The 24219-nt window shown below is 63.0% G+C and carries 25 protein-coding genes and 1 pseudogene; 11 read left to right on the top strand and 15 right to left on the bottom strand.

The annotated features are described in order from the left end of the window. Positions 1–37: 37 nt before the first annotated feature. Positions 38–1384 (bottom strand): LysM domain-containing protein, encoded by a 1347-nt coding sequence (locus VFV96_05180; GenBank protein ID HEU5069793.1) that lies wholly within the window; start codon positions 1382–1384, stop codon positions 38–40. Positions 1385–1503: 119 nt separating this feature from the next. Here VFV96_05180 and purM point away from each other — a divergent pair, with 119 nt between their 5' ends. The 10 genes and pseudogenes from purM to rsmI all read left to right on the top strand — a co-directional run bounded on the left by purM (position 1504) and on the right by rsmI (position 8642). After that, positions 1504–2556: a phosphoribosylformylglycinamidine cyclo-ligase gene (gene purM / locus VFV96_05175; GenBank protein HEU5069792.1), complete on the top strand. Its 1053-nt coding sequence runs from the start codon at positions 1504–1506 to the stop codon at positions 2554–2556. Positions 2557–2662: 106 nt separating this feature from the next. After that, complete coding sequence (locus VFV96_05170; protein ID HEU5069791.1) at positions 2663–3388, top strand: glycosyltransferase; 726 nt, start codon at positions 2663–2665, stop codon at positions 3386–3388. Positions 3389–3631: 243 nt separating this feature from the next. Beyond that, positions 3632–3889, top strand: coding sequence for a hypothetical protein (locus VFV96_05165; GenBank protein ID HEU5069790.1), 258 nt, complete (start codon positions 3632–3634; stop codon positions 3887–3889). Then, entirely contained in the window at positions 3886–4530 is a 645-nt protein-coding gene (locus VFV96_05160) for a hypothetical protein (protein HEU5069789.1), read from the top strand. The genes VFV96_05165 and VFV96_05160 overlap by 4 nt, the downstream gene beginning before the upstream one ends. Before the next feature lie 178 nt (positions 4531–4708). Continuing rightward, positions 4709–6058, top strand: coding sequence for a bifunctional UDP-3-O-[3-hydroxymyristoyl] N-acetylglucosamine deacetylase/3-hydroxyacyl-ACP dehydratase (locus VFV96_05155; GenBank protein ID HEU5069788.1), 1350 nt, complete (start codon positions 4709–4711; stop codon positions 6056–6058). Next, complete coding sequence (gene lpxA / locus VFV96_05150; GenBank protein HEU5069787.1) at positions 6055–6828, top strand: acyl-ACP--UDP-N-acetylglucosamine O-acyltransferase; 774 nt, start codon at positions 6055–6057, stop codon at positions 6826–6828. Before VFV96_05155 ends, lpxA begins: the two co-directional genes overlap by 4 nt. A 199-nt stretch (positions 6829–7027) precedes the next feature. Beyond that, positions 7028–7231 (top strand): annotated as a pseudogene (locus VFV96_05145) (calcium/sodium antiporter). A 141-nt stretch (positions 7232–7372) separates the two neighbouring features. Then, positions 7373–7720, top strand: a complete 348-nt coding sequence (locus tag VFV96_05140) for a hypothetical protein (protein ID HEU5069786.1) — start codon at positions 7373–7375, stop codon at positions 7718–7720. Further along, positions 7687–7827 carry a hypothetical protein gene (locus tag VFV96_05135; protein ID HEU5069785.1) on the top strand — a complete coding sequence of 47 codons (141 nt, stop codon included), beginning with the start codon at positions 7687–7689 and terminating at the stop codon, positions 7825–7827. Before VFV96_05140 ends, VFV96_05135 begins: the two co-directional genes overlap by 34 nt. 59 nt (positions 7828–7886) lie before the next feature. Then, positions 7887–8642 carry a 16S rRNA (cytidine(1402)-2'-O)-methyltransferase gene (gene rsmI, locus VFV96_05130; GenBank protein ID HEU5069784.1) on the top strand — a complete coding sequence of 252 codons (756 nt, stop codon included), beginning with the start codon at positions 7887–7889 and terminating at the stop codon, positions 8640–8642. On the opposite strand, the gene VFV96_05125 is transcribed toward rsmI, so the two are convergent. The 11 genes from VFV96_05125 to VFV96_05075 form a co-directional block, all read right to left on the bottom strand. Beyond that, positions 8590–9969 (bottom strand): FAD-linked oxidase C-terminal domain-containing protein, encoded by a 1380-nt coding sequence (locus VFV96_05125; GenBank protein ID HEU5069783.1) that lies wholly within the window; start codon positions 9967–9969, stop codon positions 8590–8592. The two genes, rsmI and VFV96_05125, sit on opposite strands and share 53 nt — an antisense overlap. Before the next feature lie 3 nt (positions 9970–9972). Further along, positions 9973–10227, bottom strand: a complete 255-nt coding sequence (locus tag VFV96_05120) for a DUF2007 domain-containing protein (protein HEU5069782.1) — start codon at positions 10225–10227, stop codon at positions 9973–9975. Continuing rightward, complete coding sequence (locus VFV96_05115; GenBank protein ID HEU5069781.1) at positions 10224–11261, bottom strand: PIN domain-containing protein; 1038 nt, start codon at positions 11259–11261, stop codon at positions 10224–10226. The genes VFV96_05120 and VFV96_05115 overlap by 4 nt, the downstream gene beginning before the upstream one ends. A 79-nt stretch (positions 11262–11340) precedes the next feature. After that, positions 11341–11499, bottom strand: a complete 159-nt coding sequence (locus VFV96_05110) for a hypothetical protein (protein ID HEU5069780.1) — start codon at positions 11497–11499, stop codon at positions 11341–11343. Positions 11500–11661: 162 nt separating this feature from the next. Then, entirely contained in the window at positions 11662–14157 is a 2496-nt protein-coding gene (locus VFV96_05105; GenBank protein ID HEU5069779.1) for an ATP-dependent Clp protease ATP-binding subunit, read from the bottom strand. A gap of 128 nt (positions 14158–14285) precedes the next feature. Beyond that, positions 14286–15365, bottom strand: coding sequence for a protein arginine kinase (locus VFV96_05100; GenBank protein HEU5069778.1), 1080 nt, complete (start codon positions 15363–15365; stop codon positions 14286–14288). After that, positions 15362–15877 (bottom strand): UvrB/UvrC motif-containing protein, encoded by a 516-nt coding sequence (locus VFV96_05095; GenBank protein HEU5069777.1) that lies wholly within the window; start codon positions 15875–15877, stop codon positions 15362–15364. The genes VFV96_05100 and VFV96_05095 overlap by 4 nt, the downstream gene beginning before the upstream one ends. A 2-nt stretch (positions 15878–15879) precedes the next feature. After that, positions 15880–16752 (bottom strand): branched-chain-amino-acid transaminase, encoded by an 873-nt coding sequence (gene ilvE / locus VFV96_05090; GenBank protein ID HEU5069776.1) that lies wholly within the window; start codon positions 16750–16752, stop codon positions 15880–15882. A gap of 94 nt (positions 16753–16846) precedes the next feature. Beyond that, complete coding sequence (locus tag VFV96_05085) at positions 16847–17467, bottom strand: DUF4202 domain-containing protein (protein ID HEU5069775.1); 621 nt, start codon at positions 17465–17467, stop codon at positions 16847–16849. Between the two features lie 13 nt (positions 17468–17480). Further along, complete coding sequence (locus VFV96_05080) at positions 17481–18239, bottom strand: 2-phosphosulfolactate phosphatase (GenBank protein ID HEU5069774.1); 759 nt, start codon at positions 18237–18239, stop codon at positions 17481–17483. 8 nt (positions 18240–18247) lie between these two features. Then, positions 18248–19723, bottom strand: coding sequence for a glycosyltransferase family 39 protein (locus tag VFV96_05075; protein HEU5069773.1), 1476 nt, complete (start codon positions 19721–19723; stop codon positions 18248–18250). Positions 19724–19783: 60 nt separating this feature from the next. Here VFV96_05075 and VFV96_05070 point away from each other — a divergent pair, with 60 nt between their 5' ends. Next, entirely contained in the window at positions 19784–20512 is a 729-nt protein-coding gene (locus tag VFV96_05070; protein HEU5069772.1) for a phosphatase PAP2 family protein, read from the top strand. On the opposite strand, the gene VFV96_05065 is transcribed toward VFV96_05070, so the two are convergent. From VFV96_05065 to VFV96_05055, 3 genes are read right to left on the bottom strand one after another with little or no spacing between them, the layout of a single operon-like run. Next, a complete protein-coding gene (locus VFV96_05065; protein ID HEU5069771.1) occupies positions 20436–21452 on the bottom strand; it encodes a DNA glycosylase in 1017 nt (338 codons plus the stop codon). The two genes, VFV96_05070 and VFV96_05065, sit on opposite strands and share 77 nt — an antisense overlap. Next, positions 21412–23652, bottom strand: a complete 2241-nt coding sequence (locus VFV96_05060; GenBank protein ID HEU5069770.1) for a glycosyltransferase family 39 protein — start codon at positions 23650–23652, stop codon at positions 21412–21414. The genes VFV96_05065 and VFV96_05060 overlap by 41 nt, the downstream gene beginning before the upstream one ends. 12 nt (positions 23653–23664) lie before the next feature. Continuing rightward, a complete protein-coding gene (locus VFV96_05055) occupies positions 23665–24201 on the bottom strand; it encodes an adenine phosphoribosyltransferase (protein ID HEU5069769.1) in 537 nt (178 codons plus the stop codon). Between the last annotated feature and the right edge of the window lie 18 nt (positions 24202–24219).

The following is a 24219-nucleotide window of genomic DNA, read 5'->3' as shown; positions in this document are numbered from 1 at the left end:
TTTTGCCGGCGTCGTTGGCGGACCGGTCGGGGTTCGATTATCGCGTCGGGGCCGGCGGAATGATGATGCTTTGACCCACCCTCAGGTTGTTGAACTGGAGGCCCGGATTGGCGTCGAGAATCATGTTCACCGGCACACCATAAGCCGTCGAAAGCGCGCCCAGTGTCTCGCCCGAACGGATGATGTGCGTGCGATTCTGCGGCGGTGGCGGAGGCTCGGGCGGTGCATCCGGATCGGGGGGGATGTCCTGACCGACGGCGGCGGTGGACGCTTCAGCCTGCTCCAGTTCGACCCGCTTGGATTCGACGGCGAGTTGTTCCGGCGTCAGGTTTGAATTGGCCTTGATGCGGTCGAGTTCCGCCTGGGTGGCCTGATTGAGTTGGTAGAGCGTGCCAACCGCGCCGGGCACTCCCGCGGCGGCGGCCTGCGCGTAGGCCGAGCGATACGTGGAGTCATGCAACTGCCGGTAGAGCTCATAACGCTTCGACCCGAGGGCCTGACGAATGGCGTTTTCGCGTTGCTGCTCCAGGGATCGCAGTTGGCGGAGGTCGTTCGGATCGGTGCTGCCTTGCAGCGCGGCGATCTTTTCGTCGAACGGGTCGCGCGCCCGGAACAAGGCGCGAAATTCCTCGGGCGTCGCCTTGAAATAACCCAGGCCCCCCAGTTCGGTGCGCAGGTCGATGGCGTTTTGCGAGAAGCGCAGCAGAAATTCTTCGAGTTGTGGGGGCGTCAGAATCTTTTGCAGTTCGGTCCGGGTCTGTTCGCGCACCGCCGCCATTTCGGCTCCGCTGGGTTGGCGGCCTTCGGCGGCTGCCTGGGCGACCAAATCGGCCATGCGTTGTTGTGAGGCAGCCACCACTTCGTTGATCCGGGCTTTGACATCATCCGGGAGCATGCCCAGCACCGGCCCATCCAGCGGCAGCGGCGTCAGCTTTTTGACGGTGGTGGCGGCGTTTGGATCCCAGCCTGCGCCGAGCAGTTTGGTCAGCAACGCGCGCCGTTCATCGTCGAGCGCCCGCAGTTTGCGCAGCACTTCCGGCGCGAGCGTCGTGCGCCACCATTGCTGTCCGGCGGTGCGCAGCTCCTGCTCGCGTTTCTTGGCGAAGAGCGCGTTGACGTCGGCGATGATGATGTCGCGAATGGTCTGCTCCGGGCAGCCGATGTCCCGCAAGTTGGCGATGTAGGTGGAATAATCGGTGGATTCGATTTCATTCCAACTGAAGAACTGCCGCCGGACAACGACGTGGGTCCGGAACTGGGTGTTGGTGGTGGCCGGCCCGGTGGCCGTCGTCGTCGGGGCGGCCGGTTTGCGGGCATGAAGCCACGCCGCAAACAAACCGGCGTTTACGCAGGCCGAGATTATGAAGAATACACGCCAGCGCATTCAGTTGGGCCTATTTAACGGCAATTGCCGTGACGGGCAATGGCAAAACCAAAAACACCGTGTCTCCCCGGAAGTTTCGTCTGGCGTGTCGGCGGGGGTGTCGTTTTACTCCCCGCCGCATGAAACAAAAGGCATACGCCGCCGCCGGGGTGGACATTGATCTTGGCAACCGGGTGAAGGCCACGCTCCCGCAAATGCTTGCCGCCACGCACCGCCGCGAAGTGCTCGGCAAGGTCGGCGGCTTCGGCGGCCTGTTCGCGCTGGACGTGAAGAAATACCGCGAGCCCGTGCTGGTTTCGAGCGTGGACGGTGTGGGCACCAAGCTCAAGATTGCCTTCGCGATGGACCGCCACGACACCATCGGCCAGGACCTGGTGAATCATTGCGTGGACGACATCGCCGTGCTCGGCGCGGAGCCGCTCTTCTTCCTCGACTACCTCGGCACCGGCAAGCTGGAGCCGCACGTCTTCACCGAAGTCATCAAGGGCTTTGCCAAGGCCTGCGCGGAAAACAAATGCACGCTCATCGGCGGCGAGACGGCACAGATGCCCGGTTTCTACCAGAAGGGCGAATACGATGTGAGCGGCACCATCGTGGGTGTGGTGGACAAGTCCCGCATGCTGAACGGCCGGAAAAACGTGAAACGCGGTGACGCCGTGATCGGCATTGCCTCGTCCGGCCTGCACACGAATGGCTATTCACTCGCGCGGAAAATCTTTTTTGAAAAGCTCAAACTCAAGCCCGCCGCGCGCGTGGCCGAACTCGGCAACACCCTCGGCGACGAACTGCTCAAGGTTCACGTCAGCTACGGTCCGCTCGTGCAGTCGCTGTTGAAGAAGTTCAATCCCGGCGCGACCCGCGTGATTCGCGGACTGGCCCACATTACCGGCGGCGGCTTCGTGGACAACATTCCGCGCGTGCTGCCGGACAAATGCGATGTGGTGATTCGCAAGGGTTCGTGGGACGTGCTGCCCATCTTCCAGATGATCGTGGACAAAGGCGGCGTGCCGGAGGCCGAGTTGTATCAGGTCTTCAACATGGGCATCGGCATGACGGCCATCGTGGCGCCGGACCACGCCGACGCCGTGCTGCGCGCCATCAACGCCACCAAGCACAAGGCTTGGATCATCGGCGAGGTTGTCAAAGGCACGGGCGAGGCGCGGGTGGCGTGAGGCACGCGGCTGACCCCAGCCACCGCCGCCCCGATTACGACAACGGCGCGAACCATCCCGCCCGGCGACGCGCTGCGGCTGAGGACAGCCGCGGCCCGGTTCAGTTATGAAAATTTCCATCGTCATTCCCGCCTTCAACGAGGAGCGTCTGCTGGGGGACAGCCTGCGGGAAGTCAGCCGGGCGATGGCGGTCTTTCCGGAACGCGGTTGGGAGACGGAACTCATCGTCTGCGACAACAATTCCACCGACCGCACGGCGGAAATCGCCCGTGCGGCCGGAGCCCAAGTCGTCTTCGAGCCCGTGAATCAAATCGCCCGGGCCCGCAATGCTGGCGCCGCCGCCGCGACGGGCGACTGGCTCGTTTTTGTGGATGCGGATTCCCACCCGTCGCGCGAGTTGTTCAACGATGTGGCGGCGGAGATTGTTCGCGGACACTGCCTGGCCGGCGGTTCAACCGTGCGCATGGAGACGAACAAATGGGTGGGCCGGCTGGGCGCGGGGCTTTGGAACCGCGTCAGCCGCCTGCGCCGGTTGATGGCCGGTTCGTTCATCTTTGTGGAAGCGGCGGCGTTCCGCGAAGTCGGTGGCTTCAGTCACGAACTCTTCGCGGGGGAGGAACTGGATTTGAGTCTGAAGCTGCGCGCGGTCGGCAAACGCACCGGGCGCCACATTGTGATTCTGCATCGACATCCCTTGCTGACCTCCGCCCGCAAGCTGCATCTCTACCGCCAGCGCGAACTGCTCGGATTCTTCCTCAAGGCGGCCTTCGCTCCGCGCCGGGTCATGCGCAGCCGCGAGGATTGTCACCCGTGGTATGACGGGCGGCGGTGAGGAGTTCGTTGCGTTTCTTGAAACCAGCCAACGCGACAAAATTTCGCGGGGCGAATCGCGGAGACGCTACCCAGCGCGTTGAACCCTATCCGAAGTCGTCGCGGGGCTTGGCGTGCGTAACAACGGCCTTTCTCTTACCGCGCCTTCGGCCGTGACAAAATCCGGGACGAAAAAGCCAAAAGACGTTTGGAAGAGTTTTCGCGACCGGCATAGAAGACGCTTTGTTAACCACGCAGACTTCGGTTGAAAAACAAATCAGGCCCAACTTATGAAAGGTTCGCAGGTGCTGCGGTGGGCGGCTTGGTGATTGACCTGAGTTCCTTGGGTTATCCCCTGGCCACGGGGGTGGCCACCGCGCCCGATGGCCAGTCGCTCTATTTCCTGGCCGACGGCAATACGGTCGTGCAGACCGACTTGGCGGGTCACTGGCTAGCGTCGCAATACCTCGGCGACACGGGGCTTGACGGGGAAGACATTGCAGTTGTCCTGAAACAACCATGAAAACCAGCATTGCTCTCCTTGCTGCCGCATTCCTTGGCGTGGTCGCAAACTTACACGCTCAGGGAACGGTCCAAATCACCTTCGATGGAGCACCCGTGCAACCACCAGGCACGGCGGCTCTCATCACAAACTACAACGAGGCTGGTATGTTATTCACGCCCATCAATCCGGGTGTTTGGAATGAAGCGTTTGTTCGGGTTGGTGCAGATCCTAGGGTAGAACGGCCGGACGATGGCTCCGCCTACTTACAAGGTTTGTTAGGAAGCACGCTCATGTTCAGCTTCACCGACGGCTCGTTATTTGGACTCGTTTCGGTGGACTTGGCCGAATACAGCACCGTAGTGCCGGACGCGGTGACGGTGCAATTCATCGGTTACTATGCGGGCGGCGGCACGATTACCACGAGCTTTACCACCGACGGCATCATTGACGGCACCGGGCCGCTGGCGGATTTTCAGACCTTCACCTTCGGCTCCGGCTGGACGGGCCTGACCCGGGTCGAAGTGCCGGGCTATGGCTGGTCGCTCGACAACTTGGTCGTCTCCGTGCCTGAACCAGCGAGCGGGACCTTCCTGCTGCTTGAGGGGCTGGTGCTTTGGCAGTCACGTCGCCCACGCGGCAAAGTTTCGCGCGCCGCATGACGGAAAGGCCGCGTGGCGTGCTAAACCAAAGATTGGGGTGGGGGGTGCGTTGCGTTTCCGCCACGGTTTGACGGGCTGCGGGAGGTGTCGCCATCCGTTGGTGTTCCCGCCTGCCTTCAACCGGCCACCGCCGTTTGCCCGCTTGCCTTGCCGTCCGGCGACGGTGTTTAATGCGCGCGTGCTACCGCAGCAAACCATCAAGAATTCCGTTGATTTTTCCGGGACAGGACTGCACAGCGGCAACAAGGTCTCGATGACGTTTTTGCCCGCGCCGCCCAACACCGGCATCCGCTTCCGCCGGGTGGATTTGGACGGCCGGCCGGAAATCGAGGCCCGGGTCGAGAACGTCAGCGAGACCAATCGTTCGACCACCTTGTCCAAGGGCAACGTCAAGATTCACACGGTCGAGCATGTCCTAGCCACGTTCGCCGGCTACGGCATTGACAATGCCATCGTGGAACTGGACGCCAACGAGCCGCCGATTGCGGATGGCAGTTCGCGCGAATACTGCAAGATGATCCAGCACGCGGGCGTGGTGGTGCAGAACGAGGCCCGCGAACCTTACACCATCACCGAGCCCATCGAGCTGAAGCTGGGCGAGACCGTGATGACCATGTTTCCTGGCGAGGGCTTCAAAATCACCTGCACCAGCGCGGACAAGAGCGGCCGGTTCACCCAGTTTTACAGTTGCGAGGTCACGCCCGCCTCATGGGAGAAGGAGCTGGCGCACGCGCGCACCTTTTGCTTCTACGAGGAGATTGAGTTCCTGTTCAAAAACGGGCTGATCAAGGGCGGCAGTCTCGAAAACGCGGTGGTCATTCGTGATGATGCCGTGCTGACCACCGAACCGCTGCGTTATCCCGAGGAATTCGTCCGGCACAAGATGCTCGACATTGTGGGCGACCTCTCGCTGGTCGGGCGGCCGGTGAATGGCCATCTCATCGCCGTGCGGCCCAGCCATGCCGCGAATTGCGAGTTCGCCCGGCTGATTCAGGCGCAGATCCGCAAGCCCTTGCTGGCCACGCAGACCTTTACGCCGCAACCGCCCAGCGCTCCGGAAACCACCCAGCCCGTGGCGGAAGAAGACGGCTGCCTGATGAACGTGGAGCAGGTGATGAAAACCCTCCCGCATCGCTACCCGTTTCTGATGGTGGACCGTGTGGCCAAAATCGAGGGCAACCGCATCGTGGGCGTCAAGTGCGTCACCGTCAACGAGCCGTTCTTTCAGGGGCACTTTCCCGGGCACCCCATCATGCCGGGCGTCATGCAGCTGGAAGCCATTGCGCAGGTCGCCGGCATCCTGCTCATCCGCAAGGGCGAAGCCGTCGGTCAGATCGCCTATTTCATGTCGGCGGAAAATGTAAAGTGGCGGAAGCCCGTCGTGCCCGGCGACACGCTCATCATCGACATCGAACTCGTGAAGATGCGCGGCAAAATTGGCAAGGCCAAGGGCGTCTGCAAGGTGCGCGGCGACGTCGTCAGCGAAGCGGACGTCACGTTCATGCTCACCGACGCCAACCCCGCATGAGTGTGATTCATCCAACGGCCATCATCCATCCGGACGCCCAGCTCGGCGCGGACTGCGAAATCGGCCCCTATTGCGTCATCGGCGCGCACGTTGTGCTGGGCGACCGGTGCAGGCTGCATTCGCACGTGGTGATTGACGGGCACACGCGGCTGGGCAGCGACAACGAGGTGTTTCCCTTTGCCAGTCTCGGGCTCAAGACCCAGGACCTGAAGTGGAACGGCGGCATTACGCGCACGGAAATTGGCGACGGCAACACGTTCCGCGAATATGTGACGATTCACAGCGCGACCAACGACGGCGATGCGACGAAGGTGGGTTCGCACAACCACATCCTCGCCTACTGCCACATTGCGCACGACTGCCAGCTCGGGAACGACATCATCATGTCCAACGTGGCCACGCTCGCCGGCCATGTGACCGTGGGCGACCGCGCAGTGATTGGCGGGCTCGCGGCCATCCACCAGTTTTGCCGGATCGGCAAATTCGCCATGATCGGCGGCTGCTCCAAGGTCGTGCAGGACATCCCGCCCTTCATGATCGGCGACGGCAACCCGGCCGAAACGCGGACGATCAACAAGGTGGGCATGGAGCGCCACGGCATCAGCGAGGCGGCGCAAAGCGCGATGAAGGCGGCCTACAAAATTCTCTTCCGCGAAGGGCTGAACATTTCCAATGCGGTGGCCCGCATTGAAGCCGAACTGCCGCCGCTGCCGGAAATCCAGCACCTGGTGGAATTCGTAAAGAGCAGCGAACGCGGCATCAGCAAGTAGCGCGCAGCCAGCCATGCTCCTGCAAGTGTTGCTGCTCGGGTTGGGGTTGGTGCTGATCATCAAGGGCGGCGAACTGTTCGCGCGTCGGCCGTTCGCATTGCCGGGCTGTTGCGGATGCCGCACGTGGTCATTGCCTCCACGCTGTTGAGTCTGGCCACGACCGTGCCGGAGGCCGTCGTCTCCATCCGCGGGCGTCCGGGGCGAGTCGAGCCTGGCGGTGGGCAATGCCATCGGTTCCGTAATCTGCAATCTCTGCCTGATCCTCGGCGTCACGGCGACCTTGAAGCATGTGGACGCGCACCCGCGCCTGTTGCGCACGCCTTTGGTGACCATGTTCCTCTGCGGTGGATTGCTCCTTTTGATGACGCTCGATCTCGTGCTCTCGCGCTGGCAGGGCATCCTGCTCCTGGCCCTGGGCCTGGGTTACTTTGCGTGGGATTTCCTCCAGCACGCGCGCAACCGCAATCGTTCCGAGGTGGCGGAGGCACGTGCCATCGAGCAAAACGTGGTGCGGCGTTTTGCCTGGTTCGACACACGTTTTTGGATGGCGGTCCAGTTCGGGTTGGGCGCCGGGCTGGTGGTGATCGGCCGCCGCCGGCTCGTGGATGCCGCGGTTTTCATCGCGGGCGGATTGGGAGTGCCGCTCATTATTATCGGGCTGACGGTGGTGGCCATCGGGACCTCATTGCCCGAACTGACTACCGCCATCACGTCCAGCCGCCGCTCCGTTTCCGACCGGGCCTTGGGGAACGTGCTGGGTGCAAACATCGCCAACCTCACGTTCATCGTGGGCTGCGCCGCCGCCTTGCAGGATGTCCACATGAGCCCCGGCTTACCCAGTTGTTCAATTCTCCGGCCATGCTCGCCCTCATGGGGCCGCTGCTGGCGATGATGTTCACGGGCAACCGGATTTCGCGCCGCGAAGGTGTCGTCCTGCTTGCCGCCTACGTGGTTTATCTGGCGGCCCTGGTCGGGTTCAGCCTCACCGGCCACACGTGAACGCCGTGATAATTCCGGCGGGACTGGCGCTGGCGGCGGGCGGCCGTTAAACTGCCGGCATGGTTGCCGCATTACCGTCCCTCACACCCGCGACGCTGTATCTGGTCGCGACGCCGATTGGCAATCTGGAGGACATCACCCTGCGCGCGCTCCGGGTGTTGCGCGAGTGCGACGTGGTGGCCGCCGAAGATACCCGGCGCACCGGGCAGTTGCTGCGGCATTTCGAAATCCACAAGCCGCTGCTCAGCTATTTTCAGTTCAATGAAGCCCGGCGCAGCGAGGAGATCATCGCCCGTCTGGGGCGCGGGGAGAAGATCGCGCTGGTCACGGACGCCGGCAGCCCGGGCATCAGCGATCCGGGCGAGCGCGTGGTGCGGGCGGCGATTGCCGCCGGGCATCGGGTTGAAGCGGTGCCGGGCGCCTGTGCGTTGGTGGCGGCGCTCACCGCCAGCGGTCTGCCCACCGGCGAGTTCCACTTTGTCGGTTTTCTCCCGCACAAATCCGGCCAGCGGCGCAATGAGCTTTCCCGCCTGAGCCAGGTGCCCGGCACCCTGGTGTTTTACGAATCGCCCTACCGGATCGAGAAGCTCCTGGGCGAGTTGGAGGCGGTGATGCCCGGGCGAAACGTGGTGCTGGCGCGCGAAGTGACGAAAAAATTTGAGGAGTTTCTGCGTGGCAAACCGGCCGACTTGCTGACGCGCTCCCAACAACGCCCGTTGAAAGGCGAGTTCGTGGTGCTGGTCGGCGCGGTCGAATCCGTGCTCAAACAAACTTGCCCGGATTCAGAATGCCCCGCGGATCCAGCGCACGCTTGATGGTGCGGTGCAACGCGAGCGACTCCGCGGAAACGGCGCGCGGCCACCAGCGTTTTTTGGCCAGGCCGATTCCGTGTTCGCCTGTGATGCTGCCGCCCCACGCGATGACCTGCCGGAACAGCTCATCGAGGCAGGCCTCCGAGCGCTGCCGGGCGCCTGGCTGGTTGAAGTCCACCATGACGTTGGTGTGGATGTTGCCGTCGCCGGCGTGGCCGAAGCAGGCAATCGCAAGCCCGTGCTTCCTTTGCAATTGTGCGGCGAAGCGGAACAGGTGCTGCAGCTTTCCGCGCGGCACCACGATGTCTTCGTTCAGCTTGGTCAGTCCCGTGTCCCGCAGGGCATAGGAAAATTCGCGGCGAATTTTCCAAATCTCCTCGCACGCGTTCGCCCCCAAACCACGGGCCACCGACAGCGGGTTCTGGCGCCTGATGATTTTCTCCAGGGCCTTCAATTCGCCGCGGATGGACTTTTCGTGCCCGTCGAGTTCCACGATCAAATGCGCTTTGCAGCCGCGGAGCCGTTCGCTCTTGGTGCGTTGGTAGGCGGCGGCGAGCGTGAATTCATCGGCGACTTCGAGCGCGCAGGGCAGGAACCCGGCGGCGAAGATGGCGTGTAACGTGGCGAGCGCATCGCGCGTGGTGCTGAAGCCAATGGCCAGGTTCGCACGAAATGGCGGGAGGGGAATCAGCTTGAGCGTGGCTTCGGTGACGATGCCCAGCAGCCCCTCCGATCCGACGAATAGCCGGTGCAGGTCAAAGCCGGTTTTGTTCTTGTGCGTGCGGCCGCCGAGGCGCACCACCCGGCCGCCGGCCAGCACCACTTCCAGCCCGAGCACGTAATCCCGCGTGACGCCATACTTCAGGCAGCGCGGACCACCGGCATTCGTGGCAATGTTGCCGCCGATGGAATTGTTCGCCCGGCTGGCGGGATCGGGCGGGTAGAACAGGCCGCGCTTTTCCACATGCGCCTGAAGTTCCGCCGTGATCACGGCCGGTTCCACCACGGCGACGAAATCCGCCGCGTTGATTTCCTTGATGCGGTTCAGGCGCGCGGTGGAAAGCACGATGCCGCCCCGCATCGGGACGCAGCCGCCAACGTAGCCGTGCCCGGCGCCGCGCGCGGTGACGGGCAGTTGGTGACGATTCGCGAAGGCCAGCAGCCGCGCCACCGAGGCGGTTGAGCGGGGCAGGGCGACGACGTCAGGCTGATGGCTGGCAAACCATTTGTCGCCCGCGTGGTCCTGGCGGACGGCGGGGTCGAAGGAAATTTCGTCCGCGGGCAACAGGCGCCGCAACTGGCGGGCGAGGCGGGGCGGGAGTGAAGCCATGGTTCAGTCTTCCGGAGAATTCTGACCGTCTGTTGCGTCCGGGGAATCCGGCGACGAATTGAGGAGCAGTCGCGCATCCTCCGCTTCCGTTTCCGGCACCTGAACGCGGATGCCGCCCGCGGTGAGCGCATAACCTTCCATGCTCAGGGCGGCGAGTTCGCCCATGACGACCGAATGAAAACCGGCGGCTTGCAGGCGGGAATTGGCCAGTTGCGCCTCGGCGGGATTCAAGGCGGTGTGAACGGTGACGAGTTTCATGCGGTGGCGGCCGGGGTTTGGGCGTGGCTCAAGGTAGGGCGAAGATCCGCGAATACAATGATGCCCGCGCCGGTTTGATGGGTGCTCTGGACCTGGGCATCGATGTGTTGCCCGATGTGCGCCTGAGCATTGTTGACCACAACCATGGTGCCGTCCGGCAGATAGCCGATGCCCTGGTTGCGTTCCTTCCCTTCCCGGACGATGCGCAGGTTCAGCATTTCGCCGGGAAGCAGGATGACGCGCAGGCAGCGCGCCACGTCGCTCAAATTCACGCAACTGATGGATTGCAGCTCCGCGATTTTGGCGAGGTTGTAGTCGGTGGTGTAAATGCGGGCGCCCAGATTGCGGGCCAGGCGCATCAACTTCGCGTCCACGCCCGCTTCATCCGGGAATTCGGCATCGTGGATTTTCACCTCGTTGCGAATGTTGCGCTGAATGCGGTTCAGAATCTCCAGTCCGCGGCGCCCGCGGCTGCGTTTGACCGGGTCCGTCGAATCGGCGATCTGTTGGAGCTCCCGCAGAACGAACCGTGGCACCACAATCATGCCCTCGAGAAAGTTGGATTCAATGAGATCGGCGATGCGCCCGTCGATGATGGCGCTGGTGTCGAGGAGCAGCAGGTTGTCCGCCTTGGCCTGCCGGGTGAAGCGCACGTAGGGAATGATGAGCGAAAAATCCTCCTTGTTGCTGCGCATGGCCAGCACCATGCCGATGTAGCCAAATCCCAGAAACAGCCCGATGCGGATCATCCGCCGGGTGGGGTCGTTGGGTTCATCTGAAACGAACAGGCCCGACTGGTCCACGAGCAGGGCCACGACGGAGCCGAGGAAAAGTCCGAAGGTGGTGGCGGAAAAGGCCCGCAACGAAAAGCCCTTGAGCATTTCGTCAATGGCGATGAGCAGTCCGCCGAAACCAAAGCCGATGACCATGCCCAGCACCGGATGGGTCGTGTAATCGGGATACACCTGGCTGATGGCGAAGCCGGCCGTGATGCACAGCAGCAGAAACAAAGTGCGAATGACCCAGAGTGACATAATTCAACGGGGCGGATCGCCGGGCACGGACCAGCGTTGACCGGAAGGGTGATTCGTTTCCGGCGGCTTGGGCTCCCCTCTAAAATCCCACAGCCCCAGGCGATTCGGATTGCTGGTGGTGATGCTCAAGTTGCGTGCGCTGACAGATCTGGTTGTTGCCAGCCTTTCGTTTTTCGGGACCATTCCCGCCAGGCTGGCCGGCTGGCAAATCTGCCAGCAGACTTTCGAGAATCAGCATGGAACTTTCAATGTTTTTCACCGCGTTGGACCCGGCAGCCGGGTGGCCGGCAGGCCACCCATGGCCGGCCGCTCGTGGGTGGGCTGGGGTTTGCTCCGCGCGCCCGCAAAAGAAAAGGGGCGTCGGCCGTCCGCCAACGCCCCGATGAAATGCTGTAAATCCTCAGCTCGACAAGGCGCCTTCGGCGGTTTCCTGGTTTTGGGAGAACGTCAGCTTGTCCTTGTCCGGCGTGACGAGAATAGGCTCGCCTTCGTGGAGATGGCCGCGCAGGAGTTCCTCTGCCAGCGGGTCTTCGAGATACCGCTCCACGGCGCGGCGCATGGGGCGGGCACCGTATTGCGGCTCATAACCGCGTTCGACGAGGAAGTCCTTCGCCTTCTCGTCCAGTTGCAACGTGAGCTTTTTGTGTTTCAGACGTTGCACGACCTTGTCGATTTCGAGGTCGAGGATCTGGATGAGATCCGGCTTCGTCAGCGAGCGGAAGACCACGATGTCGTCGAGGCGGTTGAGGAATTCCGGCCGGAAGGTTTTCTTGGCCTCCTCCATGATCTGTTCGCGCATGCTTTCGTAGGTTTGCTCGTCACTGATGGTGCCGAAGCCCATGGCGGCCTGCTTGCGCGAACCGCCGGAGCCCACGTTCGACGTGAGGAGAATGATCGTGTTTCGGAAGCTGACCACGCGGCCGACGCTGTCGGTCAGCTTACCTTCTTCGAGGATCTGCAGCAGCATGTTCCATACGTCGGGGTGCGCCTTTTCGATTTCATCGAACAACACCACGGAATACGGCCGACGGCGCACCGCCTCGGTGAGCTGGCCGCCTTCTTCATAGCCCACGTAGCCGGGCGGTGAACCCACGAGGCGTGATACGTTGAACTTTTCCATGTATTCGCTCATGTCGAGCTGGATGAGCGCCTTGGCGTCGCCAAACATCTGCTCAGCGAGCGTCTTGGCGAGCAGTGTTTTGCCCACGCCGGTGGGGCCCAAAAGCGCAAACGTGCCAATGGGGCGTTTCGGATCCTTCAAATCGGCACGGGAGCGGCGGAGCGCCTTGCACAGGGCGCTGACGGCGGCGCGCTGGCCGATGACCACCTTGCCCATTTCTTCCTCGATGGCGAGCAGGCGCTGGGCTTCGTCGCGCTCCATCCGCTTGAGCGGAATACCAGTCCACTTGGATACCACATGGAGGATGTCCTCCTCGTCAACGGTGACCCGTTTTTCCTCACGGTTGGCACGCCATTCGTTGAGCACGGATTCAAGCTTTTCCTTGGCCTGCTTTTCCTTGTCCCGCATGGCGGCGGCGCCTTCGAAGTCCTGGCTCTTGATGGCCTGCTCCTTCTTGCCCTTGATGTCCTCGATTTCCAGCTCGATCGCCTTCACTTCCGGCGGCCGGGTCATGGTGCTGATGCGCGCGCGTGAGCCCGCTTCGTCCATCAGGTCGATGGCCTTGTCGGGCAGGTAACGGTCCGTGATGTAACGATCCGACAGCTTCACGGCGGATTCGATTGCCCGGTCGGTGAAATCAACCTTGTGGTGCTCCTCATATTTCGGGGCCAGCCCCCTGAGGATGAGGACGGCTTCGTCAATCGAGGGCGGCTCGACCTTGACGGACTGGAACCGACGCTCGAGCGCGGCATCCTTTTCGATGTATTTGCGATACTCGTTCAAGGTGGTGGCGCCCACGCACTGCATCTCGCCGCGGCTGAGCGCGGGCTTGATGATGTTGGAGGCGTCCATCGTGCCTTCCGCGGAGCCGGCGCCGACAATGGTGTGCAGCTCGTCAATGAACAGAATGATGTTCTTGGAGCGGCGGATTTCGTCCATGACGGCCTTGATGCGCTCTTCAAACTGACCGCGGTATTTGGTGCCGGCCACCATCAGGGCGAGGTCCAGCGTGATGACGCGTTTGTCGCGTAGGATTTCAGGGACGTTGCCGTCGGCAATTTCCTGGGCCAGGCCTTCGACGATGGCGGTTTTGCCCACGCCGGCTTCGCCGAGCAGGACGGGATTGTTTTTGGTGCGGCGGCAGAGAATCTGGATAACGCGCTCGATTTCATTTTTCCGGCCGATGACCGGGTCCATCTCACCTTTGCGGGCGATTTCTGTCAGATCGCGGCCGAACGCCTTGAGTGCGGGCGTTTTCAGGTCACCCTTCTTCTCACCAGGAGCCGGCTTCTCCACCGGCTCGGCGCCTTCCTCTTGGGCGGCAAATTCGGGGTTGAGCTCCTTCAAAATCTCCTGCCGGCAAAGTTCAATGTCCACGTCGAGGCTTTTCAACACCCGGGCGGCCACACCGTCGCCTTCGCGGAGCAATCCGAGCAGAACATGTTCGGTGCCCACGTAGGTGTGATTGAGGGCTTTGGCTTCCTTTTGTGCGAGCGCGAGGACCTTCTTGACGCGGGGGGTGTAGGGGATGTTGCCGAGCTGTTTGGTCTCCGGACCGGTGCCCACCTGTTTCTCGACCTCCATGCGGACGGTCTCGAGGTCGAGGCCCATTTTTTGCAGCACGTTGACGGCGACGCCCTGGCCGAGCTTGATGAGTCCCAGCAGCAGATGTTCGGTGCCCACAAAATTGTGGTTGAAGCGGTCTGCCTCCTTGCGCGCCAGCGCGAGGACTTGTTGCGCCCGGGGGGTAAAGTTGCTCATTGCTTCATCGCTCATAGTTTCTTGCCCCAAAATGCGTCAGACCCTTCGCTTTGTCTAGCGTCGCCGACAGGGAATGACGCGGAATCAGGAAGGGAGCAAAACGCAGGCCGGAATCTCGCGGCCGGGCGGACGGATCCGCCGGCTCAAGAGCGGACCAGCGGCCGTTTTACGTGCTGCAACCGTTCGCGCAGCATGTCGGCACGCAGGTAGTCGCGCTCCTCGGTGGAGAGTTTCTCGGAATGCAGCTTCTGCAAATGACCGGGCTGGGTCAGAATGAACAGCTCGTCAACGAGCGCCCGGTCGGTTTCGCCAAACAATCCCAGATCGATGCCCAGGCGCATGAGCGAGAGGAGGTTCATCGTTTCCTTCGAGGCGATGAGGTGGGCGTTGGCCAGAATGCCGTAGGCGCGGCCGATGTGGTTGAACAGCATCTTCTGTTTCGCCTTTTTTTCCATCAGGCGGGCCCGGGCATTTTCTTCGTGCTCGATGATTTGGGCCAGAACCTTTTCCAGGCGTTCGACGATGGCGGCCTCTGTTTCGCCCAGTGTCATTTGATTGGACACCTGAAAGACATTGCCCAGCGCTTCGGTGCCTTCGCCGTAAAGGCCGCGCACGGCGAGTCCGAGCTTGTTCACGGACTGGATGATGGGGTTGATCTGCTCGTCCAGGACCAGGCCGGGCAGATGCAGCATGGCGCTCACGCGGATGCCCGTCCCGAGGTTGGTCGGGCAGGCCGTCAAATAGCCGAGTTCGTCGTTGAAGGCGATGTTGAGGTGCTTTTCCAGCTCGGAATCGACGGCGTCAATCGCCTGCCAGGCCTGTTTGATTTGCAGGCCGGGCCGCAACGACTGCATGCGCAGATGATCCTCCTCGTTGATCATCACGCACAGCGTTTCATCGCGGTTGAGAACCAGACCGCTGCCGGCGCCGCGGGCGGCGTGTTCGCGGCTGATGAGATGCCGCTCGACGAGAATCTGCTTGTCGAGCGCGGAAAAGTCGTCCATCGCCGCCGCGAACGAATCGGCCATCTGGGGCAGATGCTGAATCGCGGGCTGCACCGCCTGCAAGGTTTGTTGCCGGTCGGCTTTCTTGGCCCAGCCGGGAAACGCGGCGCCCGAAATGTTGCGGGCCAGGCGCACGCGGCTCGACATCACAATCCGGTCATGCGGTCCTTTGCGGCGGGCGATTTCCGCGGGCGGAGGCAGGAATTCATGAATGTTCATGGCTTCGCACGCTGGGGTTCACCGGACTTGCCCTGCACGCGCTTGAGTTCGTCGCGCAGTTCGGCGGCCTTTTCAAAATCCTCGCTTTCGATGGCCTTGGCCAGTTGCGCCTGCAGGGTTTGAATCTGGCGTTGCTGGTCCCGCACCTGGCGATGGGCGGCGGGAACCTTGCCCGCGTGCCGCGTGCCCTTGTGCATGGACTTGAGCAGTGATTCGAGCCCCTCTCCGAAGACATCGTAGCAATCCGGACAGCCCAGCCGGCCAGTCTTCTTGAAATCCGCCTGCGTAAAGCCGCAGTGCGGGCATTTGAGGTCGCTGCCACCGACGGCGTGCTCGAGTTCCTGTGAAGCACCGAGCCCGAGCAGCAGGTCAGCCAGGGAAAAGCCCGTCGGGTCATTGACGCCCTTTTGTTTGGCGCACTCCTCACAGAGATCCACCTTTTGCATCTTGTCCCCGGCGATTTGGGTCAGATGCACCGTGGCTTCCTTTTCCTTACAAACGCAGCACAACATGGCTATCCGTATATCGGCTCGCCACTGACCTTCGTCAAGGCATGGTAGGCCTTTTCGAGCTGGCGGGTGACGGGGCCGGGCTTGCCGGAGCCGATCACGCGGCCATCGATCTTCACCACGGGCACGATTTCGGCGCCGGTGCCGGTCAGGAAACATTCGTCGGCGTTGAACAGGTCGTAGCGCGTCAACGTCGGTTCACCCACAGACAGGCCGGCCTCGCGGGCCAGTTCAATCACCGTGCTGCGGGTGATGCCGTAAAGCGCGCCGGCCGAGAGCGGCGGGGTGAACAGTTCGCCGTTCTTTACGATGAACACATTGTCGCCCGTGCACTCGGCCACAAAGCCCTCGGCGTTGAGCATGATGGCCTCTTCGCAGCCGGCGTTGTTCGCCTCGATCTTGGCGAGAATGTTGTTGAGGTAGTTCAACGACTTGATCGCGGGATTCAACGCGCTATGCAGGTTGCGCGTGGTTGGCACGGTGACAATTGTGAGCCCCTGTTCGTAATACTCCGGCGGGTAAAGCTGGATTTTGTCCGCGATGACGATCACGGAGGATTTTTTGCACTTGTTCGGATTCAACCCGAGGTTGCCCACGCCGCGCGTGACGACGAGGCGGATGTAGCCGTCGCGCAGCTTGTTTTTGCGGCAGGTTTCCACGGTGGCCCGCATGATTTCCTCATGCGTCATCGGCAGGTTGAGCAGAATGGCCTTGGCGGAGTAAAATAGCCGGTCGATGTGCTCCTTGAGCTTGAAAATGCGGCCATGATAAATGCGGATGCCCTCGAAAATGCCGTCGCCGTAAAGCAGGCCATGATCGAACACGGACACCTTCGCATCGCGCTCGCCGTAGTATTTTCCGTCAATAAAAATCTTCATGTCACCAGTCCGCCGAAGCTAGAGAAAGCCGTTGGACCGCGCAATAAAGGACTTTTCGGCAGGTGGTTGGCGTTGGGCCGGCGGCGTCGACGGGTCAGCCCGCGGCGTCCGGGCTGGCCAATGCGTCGGTCAACAATTGCCGTTCAAGCGGGCCATACATGATGGTCCCGGCCAGCGACCGGGCGGCGGGCGTCATCTTCGCCCAGCATTTTTGCAGGGCGCCGATCATCTTTTCCCGCGTGGTCTTTTGGGCGAGCTCGGCAAATTGCCGCTCCAGAAACAGGAGGCAGAGAGCGTCCTCCAACGTCCGGGCTTCGGCGTCTTCAGGAAAATGCCGTTTCAGGTTCAGGTCGTGGACGCGTTGGACTGTTTCCTGGTCGTAGCCGACGGCGCGCAAGATTTCGGCCGCCTTGTCCGCGTGAAACGCCTTGAGCTTCTGGCGCCATTGCAAATATCCGGCGCGGGTGGCGGGATAGGATTCGCGCGGGATTTCCCACCGACACAAATGCTGGCTGCGGGCGGCGAGCCGCAGCGCCTCGGACGCGTCGGGCCGCAGCCGCAGCACCCAGCCGGTCAGCCAGCGCGAATAAGCCACCTCCAGCGGCTGCGCCGCGCCTGCGTCAGTAGTCTTGCGCGGGTCACGGGCGTTCTCCGCGTCGAACCGCGCGATGGCCGCGGCAAAGCGTTCCGGATGGGGTGGCGAGAAATCGTTCATGCTGGAGAGACGGTTACGTGCTCACACGCCGGACACGCCCGGCTGCATCGGCCGCCGCGGTGATGGGAAACAGGTCCGGCGTCAGGCAGAAGGCGACGTCATCGCGCAAATCCGGAATGGCCAAGAGCCGGACGGCATTCGTCGAGGCGTGCATGGCGCCTTCCAGATCCTCCGCGTGGGTCTGGAACATCGCGCGCGCTTCCTGCGCCGAATCCGTGAGCCCGATGGCGGGGTTCAACGTGACAAGCTGTTCACACAACGCGCCGGCGCCCAGCGTGTCCTCAAAGGCCGCTGCTTCGCCGGTGCCGCTGCACACGAGAATCACCCCGGCACAGTCGAATCGCAGCACCTGTTGCGCGGTGTGTCGGAGATTCAAGAAGCCGCCGGCGAGCACGTGGCGCGCGTGGTGGCAGGCGACCAGGGCGCGGGTGCCGTTGGTGGTGGTCGTAACGATGCGCCGGCCGCGGACCACGGCGGACGTGTATTCGCGCGGTGAATTGCCGAGGTCAAAATCGACGCCGCTGGAAACCGCGGCGGTGATGCGCAGCCCGTTTCGTTCGCCGGCGAGGAGAACCTCCGGATCTGCCGCGCGACAGCGCAGGGCCTCGGCGATGCTGGTGACGGGTTGCACAAATTCCGCGCCGCGCGCGAGGGCCGTAATCATCGTGCTCGTGGCGCGGAGGACGTCAAAAACCACGCACGCAGTGGCCGAAAGATCGCGCTGCGACAGCAACGCAAACTCTGCAGGGGTGAAGGTGACCTCAATTTTCATCAAGCGATTCAGTCGGATTTTACCAGTGCCGTCAGGTTAACCGGCTTGCCATTGGCCAGGTTGAAACCGCGCACTTCAACGCGATGCCATGCCGTCGGCACGGCCGGAAAGGTGGCCGGCACTTTGGCTGTGGGCAGGAGGCACACGCGCGGGCCGGTTTCAGCCATGAAGGCGGGGAGCTCTTCCGTGGTGAGCGTTTTGTGAAAGCCCGCGATGTGCCGGCGAAAATACCAGCACAGGCTCGGTTCAGTGTAATCGGCGGAAGCCAGCGCGGTTTCGGGGCGCAGCCAGGGCTGACATTCCCGGGCGATTTGTTTCGCCGGGAACAGCGGCGCGAGGCGCGGAAAGACTACCAACGAAAGTGTCAGTGCCAGTGCGGCCATGCCGGCGGCCGCCCGCGCCGGCCAGCGCAGTGAACTGCCCGCGCGGCTCCATTCGCGCACCAGCAAGAGGCCCATCAGGGGAAAGGCGGGCAGCGTGTAGTGCGGCAGTTTGGTCCGCACCAGGCTGAAGATGCCAAACACCAACAACGTTCCGGTCAGCAGGAAGGCCTCGTCAAATTCCAGCGCGCGTTTCCGCTGCCAAAGCCGTCGCACCAGCCACACGAGCCAGATGGACCAGGGGAAAAAGCTCACGAACACTGTGCCAAAATAGAGCGGCACAGTGGCGAGATACTTCAGGAGATTCGAACCACCATGGCCATCCAGCACGCCGATGGAGCGTTGGAAGACGTGCTTTCCCATGCCCACGCGCCAGAAGTCACCGTGCGTCAGCACCAGGGCCGGAATGCCCCAGAGGGCGATGAGTGCCAGCACGACGATGGCCAGTCGCACCGGCCGGATTTGGCGGGACGGAGCGGGCCGGCCGGCCACCCGGGCGGCGAGGAACGGGAACAGTGCGGGCAGCAGGCCCACGGGGCCTTTGGCCAGAAAGGCCAGTCCCAATGACCCGCCGAGCGCCCACCACCAGCGTCGGTCCGGCGCGGTCGGGGACGGACGTGAGAGTTCCCAGGCGCTCCACGCCGCGGTGGTGAAGAACAGAATCATCAGCATGTCCGCCACGGCGAGTTTGGAATGCACGATGGTCTGCGCGCAGGTGGCAAACAGAATGGCCGCCCAAAGCCCGGTGGTTCGCCCACGCAGACGCCGGCCGAAGCCATACAACGCGAGCGAGGTCAGGGCCGACGCGATCACCGATGGCAGGCGGGCGCTGAATTCATTCTGGCCCGTTGCCGCGTAGGCGGCGATTTGGCACCAATAAATCAACGGCGGCTTGTCGTAGCGCGGCTGGTTGTTGAACCACGGCACGATGGCGTCGCCGCGTTGCAGCATTTCGCGCGAGGCTTCGGCAAAGCGCGGCTCATCGCGGTCGCACAGCGGCAGCGACCACGTGCCTGCCACATGCAGGGCGAAGCAGGCCAGAAACAGCCATGCGAGATCGCGCCAGATTTCGGCGGCGGCCGGCGATTTGCCTGTTGAACTCACCCCGGCAGACTTCCAGAATCCCGACCGGCCAACAACAAACATTGTTGGGAGAATCGTTACATGTCCGACACCGAACCGTCACCCGCCACGCGGCACCCTGAACCGCACATGAATGCCCAGGTGGCGACCATCGAGCCGGCGCGGTTGGAACCGGCAAAATCCCCCCGACGGTGGGCAGGGTGGCTGGCTGGTTTGGCCGGTGCCGTGGCGTTGATTGCCGCGGCCACCCGCGTGGATGCTCAGGTGGATGGCTGGATCACCGGAGTGACCCGGCCGGGCCTGGACCACCTCGCTGAATGGCTCAGCGAAAGCGCCAAGGGCCAGTGGGCGCTGCTGGCGGGACTGCTGGCGCTGGGGGTTGCCTGGCGGTGGCGGCCGCAATGGAAACGGGCCGTTCTGATTTTTCTGATTGGTTCAACCTTGGCCGGTCTTTCGTCCGTGGTCCTGCGCGGAGCGATTGGCCGGGCGCGCCCGAGCAACACGGTGGAACAGGGATGGTTTGGCCCGTATCACAACGGCCGCTGGGTCTGCACGAAGAACGCCTACAACTCCTTCCCCTCGGGCCACACGGCCACCGCGGCGGGCTGTGCGTTTGCCTTGTTGGTGATCGGCAACTCGCTCGGCTGGGTTCTGGTGCCTTGGATGCTGGCGGTGGCGTGGTCGCGGATTTATTTCAGCGCGCACCACTTCTCCGACACACTTGCGTCGGTGATCATCGGGTTTGGCTGCGCCTTGCTGGCGCGGCGCTGGCATGACCGGTGGCTGGCGCAGCGCCCGCCGCCGGTTTGAACCGGCTTTTTCTTCCGGAGCCGGCGATCTGCGGAAAGGTTGGTGCCCGATTGGTGCGCAGGTGGTGAAAGAGAAACTGCTGGGCGAAACCGGCGTAAGGACCGAAATAGGTGGCGGCAAAGTGCTCCAGCCGTTTTCGCGTCGGACGGCGCCGGTGAAAATACAGTGATTGCAGCGCGCGTTCGATCCACACATCGATGGGAAACGCCGTCTCAAAACCGCAGGCAAACAGCAGCACGCAATCGGCAATCTTCCGGCCCACGCCCGGGCAGCGCATCAACTGTTCCCGCGCTTCCGCCAGCGGCACGGCCGGGAGCGCGGCAAGATTCAGCGCGCCCGCCGCCACCAGGCCGGCTGCCGCCCGCAGGTATTTGGCGCGAAAACCGATCCGGCATTCGCGCAACTCCGTTTCCGTGGCCTGCGCGAGCCGCACGGCGGTTGGAAAGGCGAACTGGCGTCCCGCCTCGGCCGGCGCCGGAATGGGTTCTCCAAACCGCTCGCACAACCGGGCGGCGCATTGCTGGATTTGCACGATTTGCTTGGTGGAACTCAGGATGAAACTGGCGAGGCATTCCCAGGGTTCCTGCCGCAGCAGCCGCAGGCCGGGGCAGTAGGCAACGGCCGCGCGCAGCGGTTCGTCCTGCGGAAAGCTCGCCAGGATGGCGGGCAGGTCATCGTCCAGCCGCAGGTAACGTGTCAGCCAGGTCCAGTCGGTTTGGGGGACGACGGTGGCAGCCTCCAGCCCGTTCCGGTCGGAACGCAGGCGGACCCAGCGGCCGCCCACCACGCCTTCCCAGGCATCGCCGCGGCGTTGCCAGCGAAACGCCTGTCCGCTGGTGAGCGTTGCCGTGAGGTCGTAGTCGCGCACGGAAAACCGCGCGCCCATGCCGCCGGGGATCTCAACGCTTGTCCCGGCAGGCAAAGAGCTGGATGCGATCATAATTCCGCCCTTTGTAATTGATGTCGAACAGGCCCAAGTCCGTCACGCTGCCGAAGGCTGCGACGAGCCAGTCCGGCGGCGGCCGTGGATCGTCGTTCTCCGAGACGAAGAGGGCGTTCTGGCCGGTCAGGCCGTCCATCCCATAGCCGGGCCAGAACCAGACTTGATCGTGCGGGTGCTCGCCCTTGTGCATCTTGATGAGCGAATCGCCGCCGACGAGCGGCCGGGCTTCGGGCAGGTAAAAACTCAGCTCGCCCGTGCGGCTGTAATGATCCGCGATGATGAACACGGGCTTGCCCTCGGCCAGCAGGCGTTGGCGTTGTTCGCCCACGATGCGAGCCATCTCATCGTAGCCGCGCAAACGGTGCAGCGGGTCGATGCGCCCCGGGAATGGCTTGCCAAAGACCTTTTGCACCAGATCGGTGTTGTGGACGAAAACGATTGCCGGCAGGCCCAGGCCCAGCCCGAGCGAAAGGAACCAGACGGGGACGCGGCTGCCGTTCTGCCAGCGCCGGTGCCACCACAACGTGGCGAACAAAAACAGCGGCATCACGCCGGCCGCGGCCCAGTTCAATTGGACCCGCGAGTGGAAGGTGTAAAGCGTGTAGAACACAAACACGACCAGGCCCTGGCACAGCAAAAAGAGTTCGAGCCGGATTGAGCCGGAGCCGCCGGCGCGCTGTTTGAAATCCCGCCGGAAAAATCCCACGGTGGCCCAGAGGATGGCGATGGCAAAGGCGAGATTCAGCAGGCCCAACTGGCCGCCAACGAATTCAAAGAAAAACCGCAGGGTGGGGTGCCACGCTTGTTCCAGGGCGCCGCGTTCCTTGAGGTGCGTCAGGGTGATCCAGCCGTTCTGCTGGTTCCAGATGACGACGGGCAGGGTGGCGAGGAGGTTGATGCCGAGTGCCAGCCAGGGCCCGGGACGACGCAATTGCGCGCGGGCCGACGGGCACAGCATGAAGAACAGCGCGAACGAAGCCCACTGAAACGGCGAGATGTATTTGCACAGGAACGCCGCGCCCATGCCGCAGCCGCACCACACCCACCAACCGGTGGAATCCCGTTCGATGGCCCGCCACGCGGCCAGCATCGCCAGCGTCCAGAAAAAGACGACCAGCGGGTCAATGGTCAACAGGATGGCCCCCGCCGCCAGCAACGGTGTGGCGGTGCAAATCAGCACAAACCAAAAGGCCGTGCGTCCGTTCGCGTGACGCGCGAGGAAATGCAGCATCACCACGCCCAGAATCGCGGCGAACAGCGGCGATACAAACCGCACGCCGAGTTCGGTGTCGCCCCAAAGATGCGTTCCCACCCACTGGGCCACGGCTATGCCCAACGGTTTGCTGTAGTAGGACAGCGCCATGTGCTTGGACCAAAGCCACTGGTAGGCTTCGTCCTCGCTGAGCTGGATGGTGCCGCTGGCGAGATAAAACAGGCGGCCAATGAAGAGTCCCAGAAGCACCAGCCAGCCCAGGCGGATCCATTGACGATCCTGCGCGGCGGCGTCCCCGGCAACCGGCGGACGAACCACCGGATGCACGATGTCGGGCAGGCGCTGCCACCATTGCGGAAACAATTTGCGGCCGGCGCTGTTCCAGAGCGCGCTGAGGGTGATGACGCCGGCAAAGCCGTAGGTGCCGCCCAGAATCAAGCCGGCCAGCACGTCGCCGGGATAATGCACACCGTTGTAAACCCGCGAATACGCCACGGCCAGCGCCAGCGGCACCATGAAACGCCAGCTGCGGCGGTAGAAGAGCAGGGTGATGAGCGTGGCGGCACCCCAGTTGAACGCGTGCGCCGAGGGCATGCTGAAGCTGGGCGAACCGCGCGGGCGCGGCGCTTGGCTGACATCGCCCGGCGGGGCGGTGGCGGGTTTCAACCCCGCGATTACCTTTGGCGCCACGCCGGGACGCCGGGCGTCCGCCAGCGTGACGAATGGTCGGGGCCGTTGGAAATAATGCTTGAGTGAATTGCAGACCAGCCCGTCGCCCATCGACATCAGAATGACCAGCACGAGCAGATACATCCGCCCTTTGGCCCGGCCGCGCCAGAGCAGCAGGCCGGCGACCAGCACCACTTCGGGAACGAACAGTTTGTTGCCGCTCAGGAACGGCATCAGCACGTCGAAGAGCGGATTGGCCAGCCGTTGATTGATCAGCCGGAACAGCGCTTCGTCGATGGCCTGCAACGCATGCATCGCGGGCGGCAGTCAGTAACAGACGACGGAGCGCACGGGCACGCCCGGCAGTTTTTCCCGGCCTTTGAGGAAGCTGAGCTCAATCAGGAAGGACGCCTCCAGAATGTGCGCGCCCAGTTTTTTGACGAGTTCCGCCGCGGCCGCGGCCGTGCCGCCCGTTGCCAGCAGATCATCAATGAGGATGACGCGGGCGCCGGGCTTCAAGGCGTCAGTATGCATCGCCACGGTCGAGACGCCGTATTCCAGCGCGTAATCCTGTTCCAAGGTCGTGTAGGGCAGCTTGCCCTTCTTGCGCACCGGCACGAAACCGGCCTGCAACTGCACGGCGGCGGCGGAGGCAAAAATGAAGCCGCGCGCATCGATGCCCACCACGGCATCCACTGAACCGGGTTCGAACGGCTTGATCAGTTCCGCGATGGCGCCGCGAAACAAGCGCGCGTCGGCGAGCACCGGGGTGATGTCCTTGAACTGGATGCCCGGTTTGGGGAAATCCGGGACGTTGCGAATGGCGCGCTCGATGTCAGCCGGCGTCGGCGTTGCTTGGCTCATCATTTCGCCGGATGTTGG

This window comes from Verrucomicrobiia bacterium, from assembly GCA_035765895.1.
Classification (GTDB): domain Bacteria; phylum Verrucomicrobiota; class Verrucomicrobiia; order Limisphaerales; family DSYF01; genus DSYF01.
This window is presented reverse-complemented; position numbering and strand designations above follow the sequence as displayed.

Bases quoted from the DNA above. Each gene is read 5' to 3' on its own strand.
- VFV96_05180 (HEU5069793.1), bottom strand. From the start codon at position 1,384: ATGCGCTGGCGTGTATTCTTCATAATCTCGGCCTGCGTAAACGCCGGT.
- purM (HEU5069792.1), top strand. From the start codon at position 1,504: ATGAAACAAAAGGCATACGCCGCCGCCGGGGTGGACATTGATCTTGGC.
- VFV96_05170 (HEU5069791.1), top strand. From the start codon at position 2,663: ATGAAAATTTCCATCGTCATTCCCGCCTTCAACGAGGAGCGTCTGCTG.
- VFV96_05160 (HEU5069789.1), top strand. From the start codon at position 3,886: ATGAAAACCAGCATTGCTCTCCTTGCTGCCGCATTCCTTGGCGTGGTC.
- lpxA (HEU5069787.1), top strand. From the start codon at position 6,055: ATGAGTGTGATTCATCCAACGGCCATCATCCATCCGGACGCCCAGCTC.
- VFV96_05140 (HEU5069786.1), top strand. From the start codon at position 7,373: ATGGCGGTCCAGTTCGGGTTGGGCGCCGGGCTGGTGGTGATCGGCCGC.
- VFV96_05135 (HEU5069785.1), top strand. From the start codon at position 7,687: ATGCTCGCCCTCATGGGGCCGCTGCTGGCGATGATGTTCACGGGCAAC.
- rsmI (HEU5069784.1), top strand. From the start codon at position 7,887: ATGGTTGCCGCATTACCGTCCCTCACACCCGCGACGCTGTATCTGGTC.
- VFV96_05125 (HEU5069783.1), bottom strand. From the start codon at position 9,969: ATGGCTTCACTCCCGCCCCGCCTCGCCCGCCAGTTGCGGCGCCTGTTG.
- VFV96_05120 (HEU5069782.1), bottom strand. From the start codon at position 10,227: ATGAAACTCGTCACCGTTCACACCGCCTTGAATCCCGCCGAGGCGCAA.
- VFV96_05115 (HEU5069781.1), bottom strand. From the start codon at position 11,261: ATGTCACTCTGGGTCATTCGCACTTTGTTTCTGCTGCTGTGCATCACG.
- VFV96_05110 (HEU5069780.1), bottom strand. From the start codon at position 11,499: ATGCTGATTCTCGAAAGTCTGCTGGCAGATTTGCCAGCCGGCCAGCCT.
- VFV96_05105 (HEU5069779.1), bottom strand. From the start codon at position 14,157: ATGAGCGATGAAGCAATGAGCAACTTTACCCCCCGGGCGCAACAAGTC.
- VFV96_05100 (HEU5069778.1), bottom strand. From the start codon at position 15,365: ATGAACATTCATGAATTCCTGCCTCCGCCCGCGGAAATCGCCCGCCGC.
- VFV96_05095 (HEU5069777.1), bottom strand. From the start codon at position 15,877: ATGTTGTGCTGCGTTTGTAAGGAAAAGGAAGCCACGGTGCATCTGACC.
- ilvE (HEU5069776.1), bottom strand. From the start codon at position 16,752: ATGAAGATTTTTATTGACGGAAAATACTACGGCGAGCGCGATGCGAAG.
- VFV96_05085 (HEU5069775.1), bottom strand. From the start codon at position 17,467: ATGAACGATTTCTCGCCACCCCATCCGGAACGCTTTGCCGCGGCCATC.
- VFV96_05080 (HEU5069774.1), bottom strand. From the start codon at position 18,239: ATGAAAATTGAGGTCACCTTCACCCCTGCAGAGTTTGCGTTGCTGTCG.
- VFV96_05070 (HEU5069772.1), top strand. From the start codon at position 19,784: ATGTCCGACACCGAACCGTCACCCGCCACGCGGCACCCTGAACCGCAC.
- VFV96_05065 (HEU5069771.1), bottom strand. From the start codon at position 21,452: ATGATCGCATCCAGCTCTTTGCCTGCCGGGACAAGCGTTGAGATCCCC.
- VFV96_05060 (HEU5069770.1), bottom strand. From the start codon at position 23,652: ATGCATGCGTTGCAGGCCATCGACGAAGCGCTGTTCCGGCTGATCAAT.
- VFV96_05055 (HEU5069769.1), bottom strand. From the start codon at position 24,201: ATGAGCCAAGCAACGCCGACGCCGGCTGACATCGAGCGCGCCATTCGC.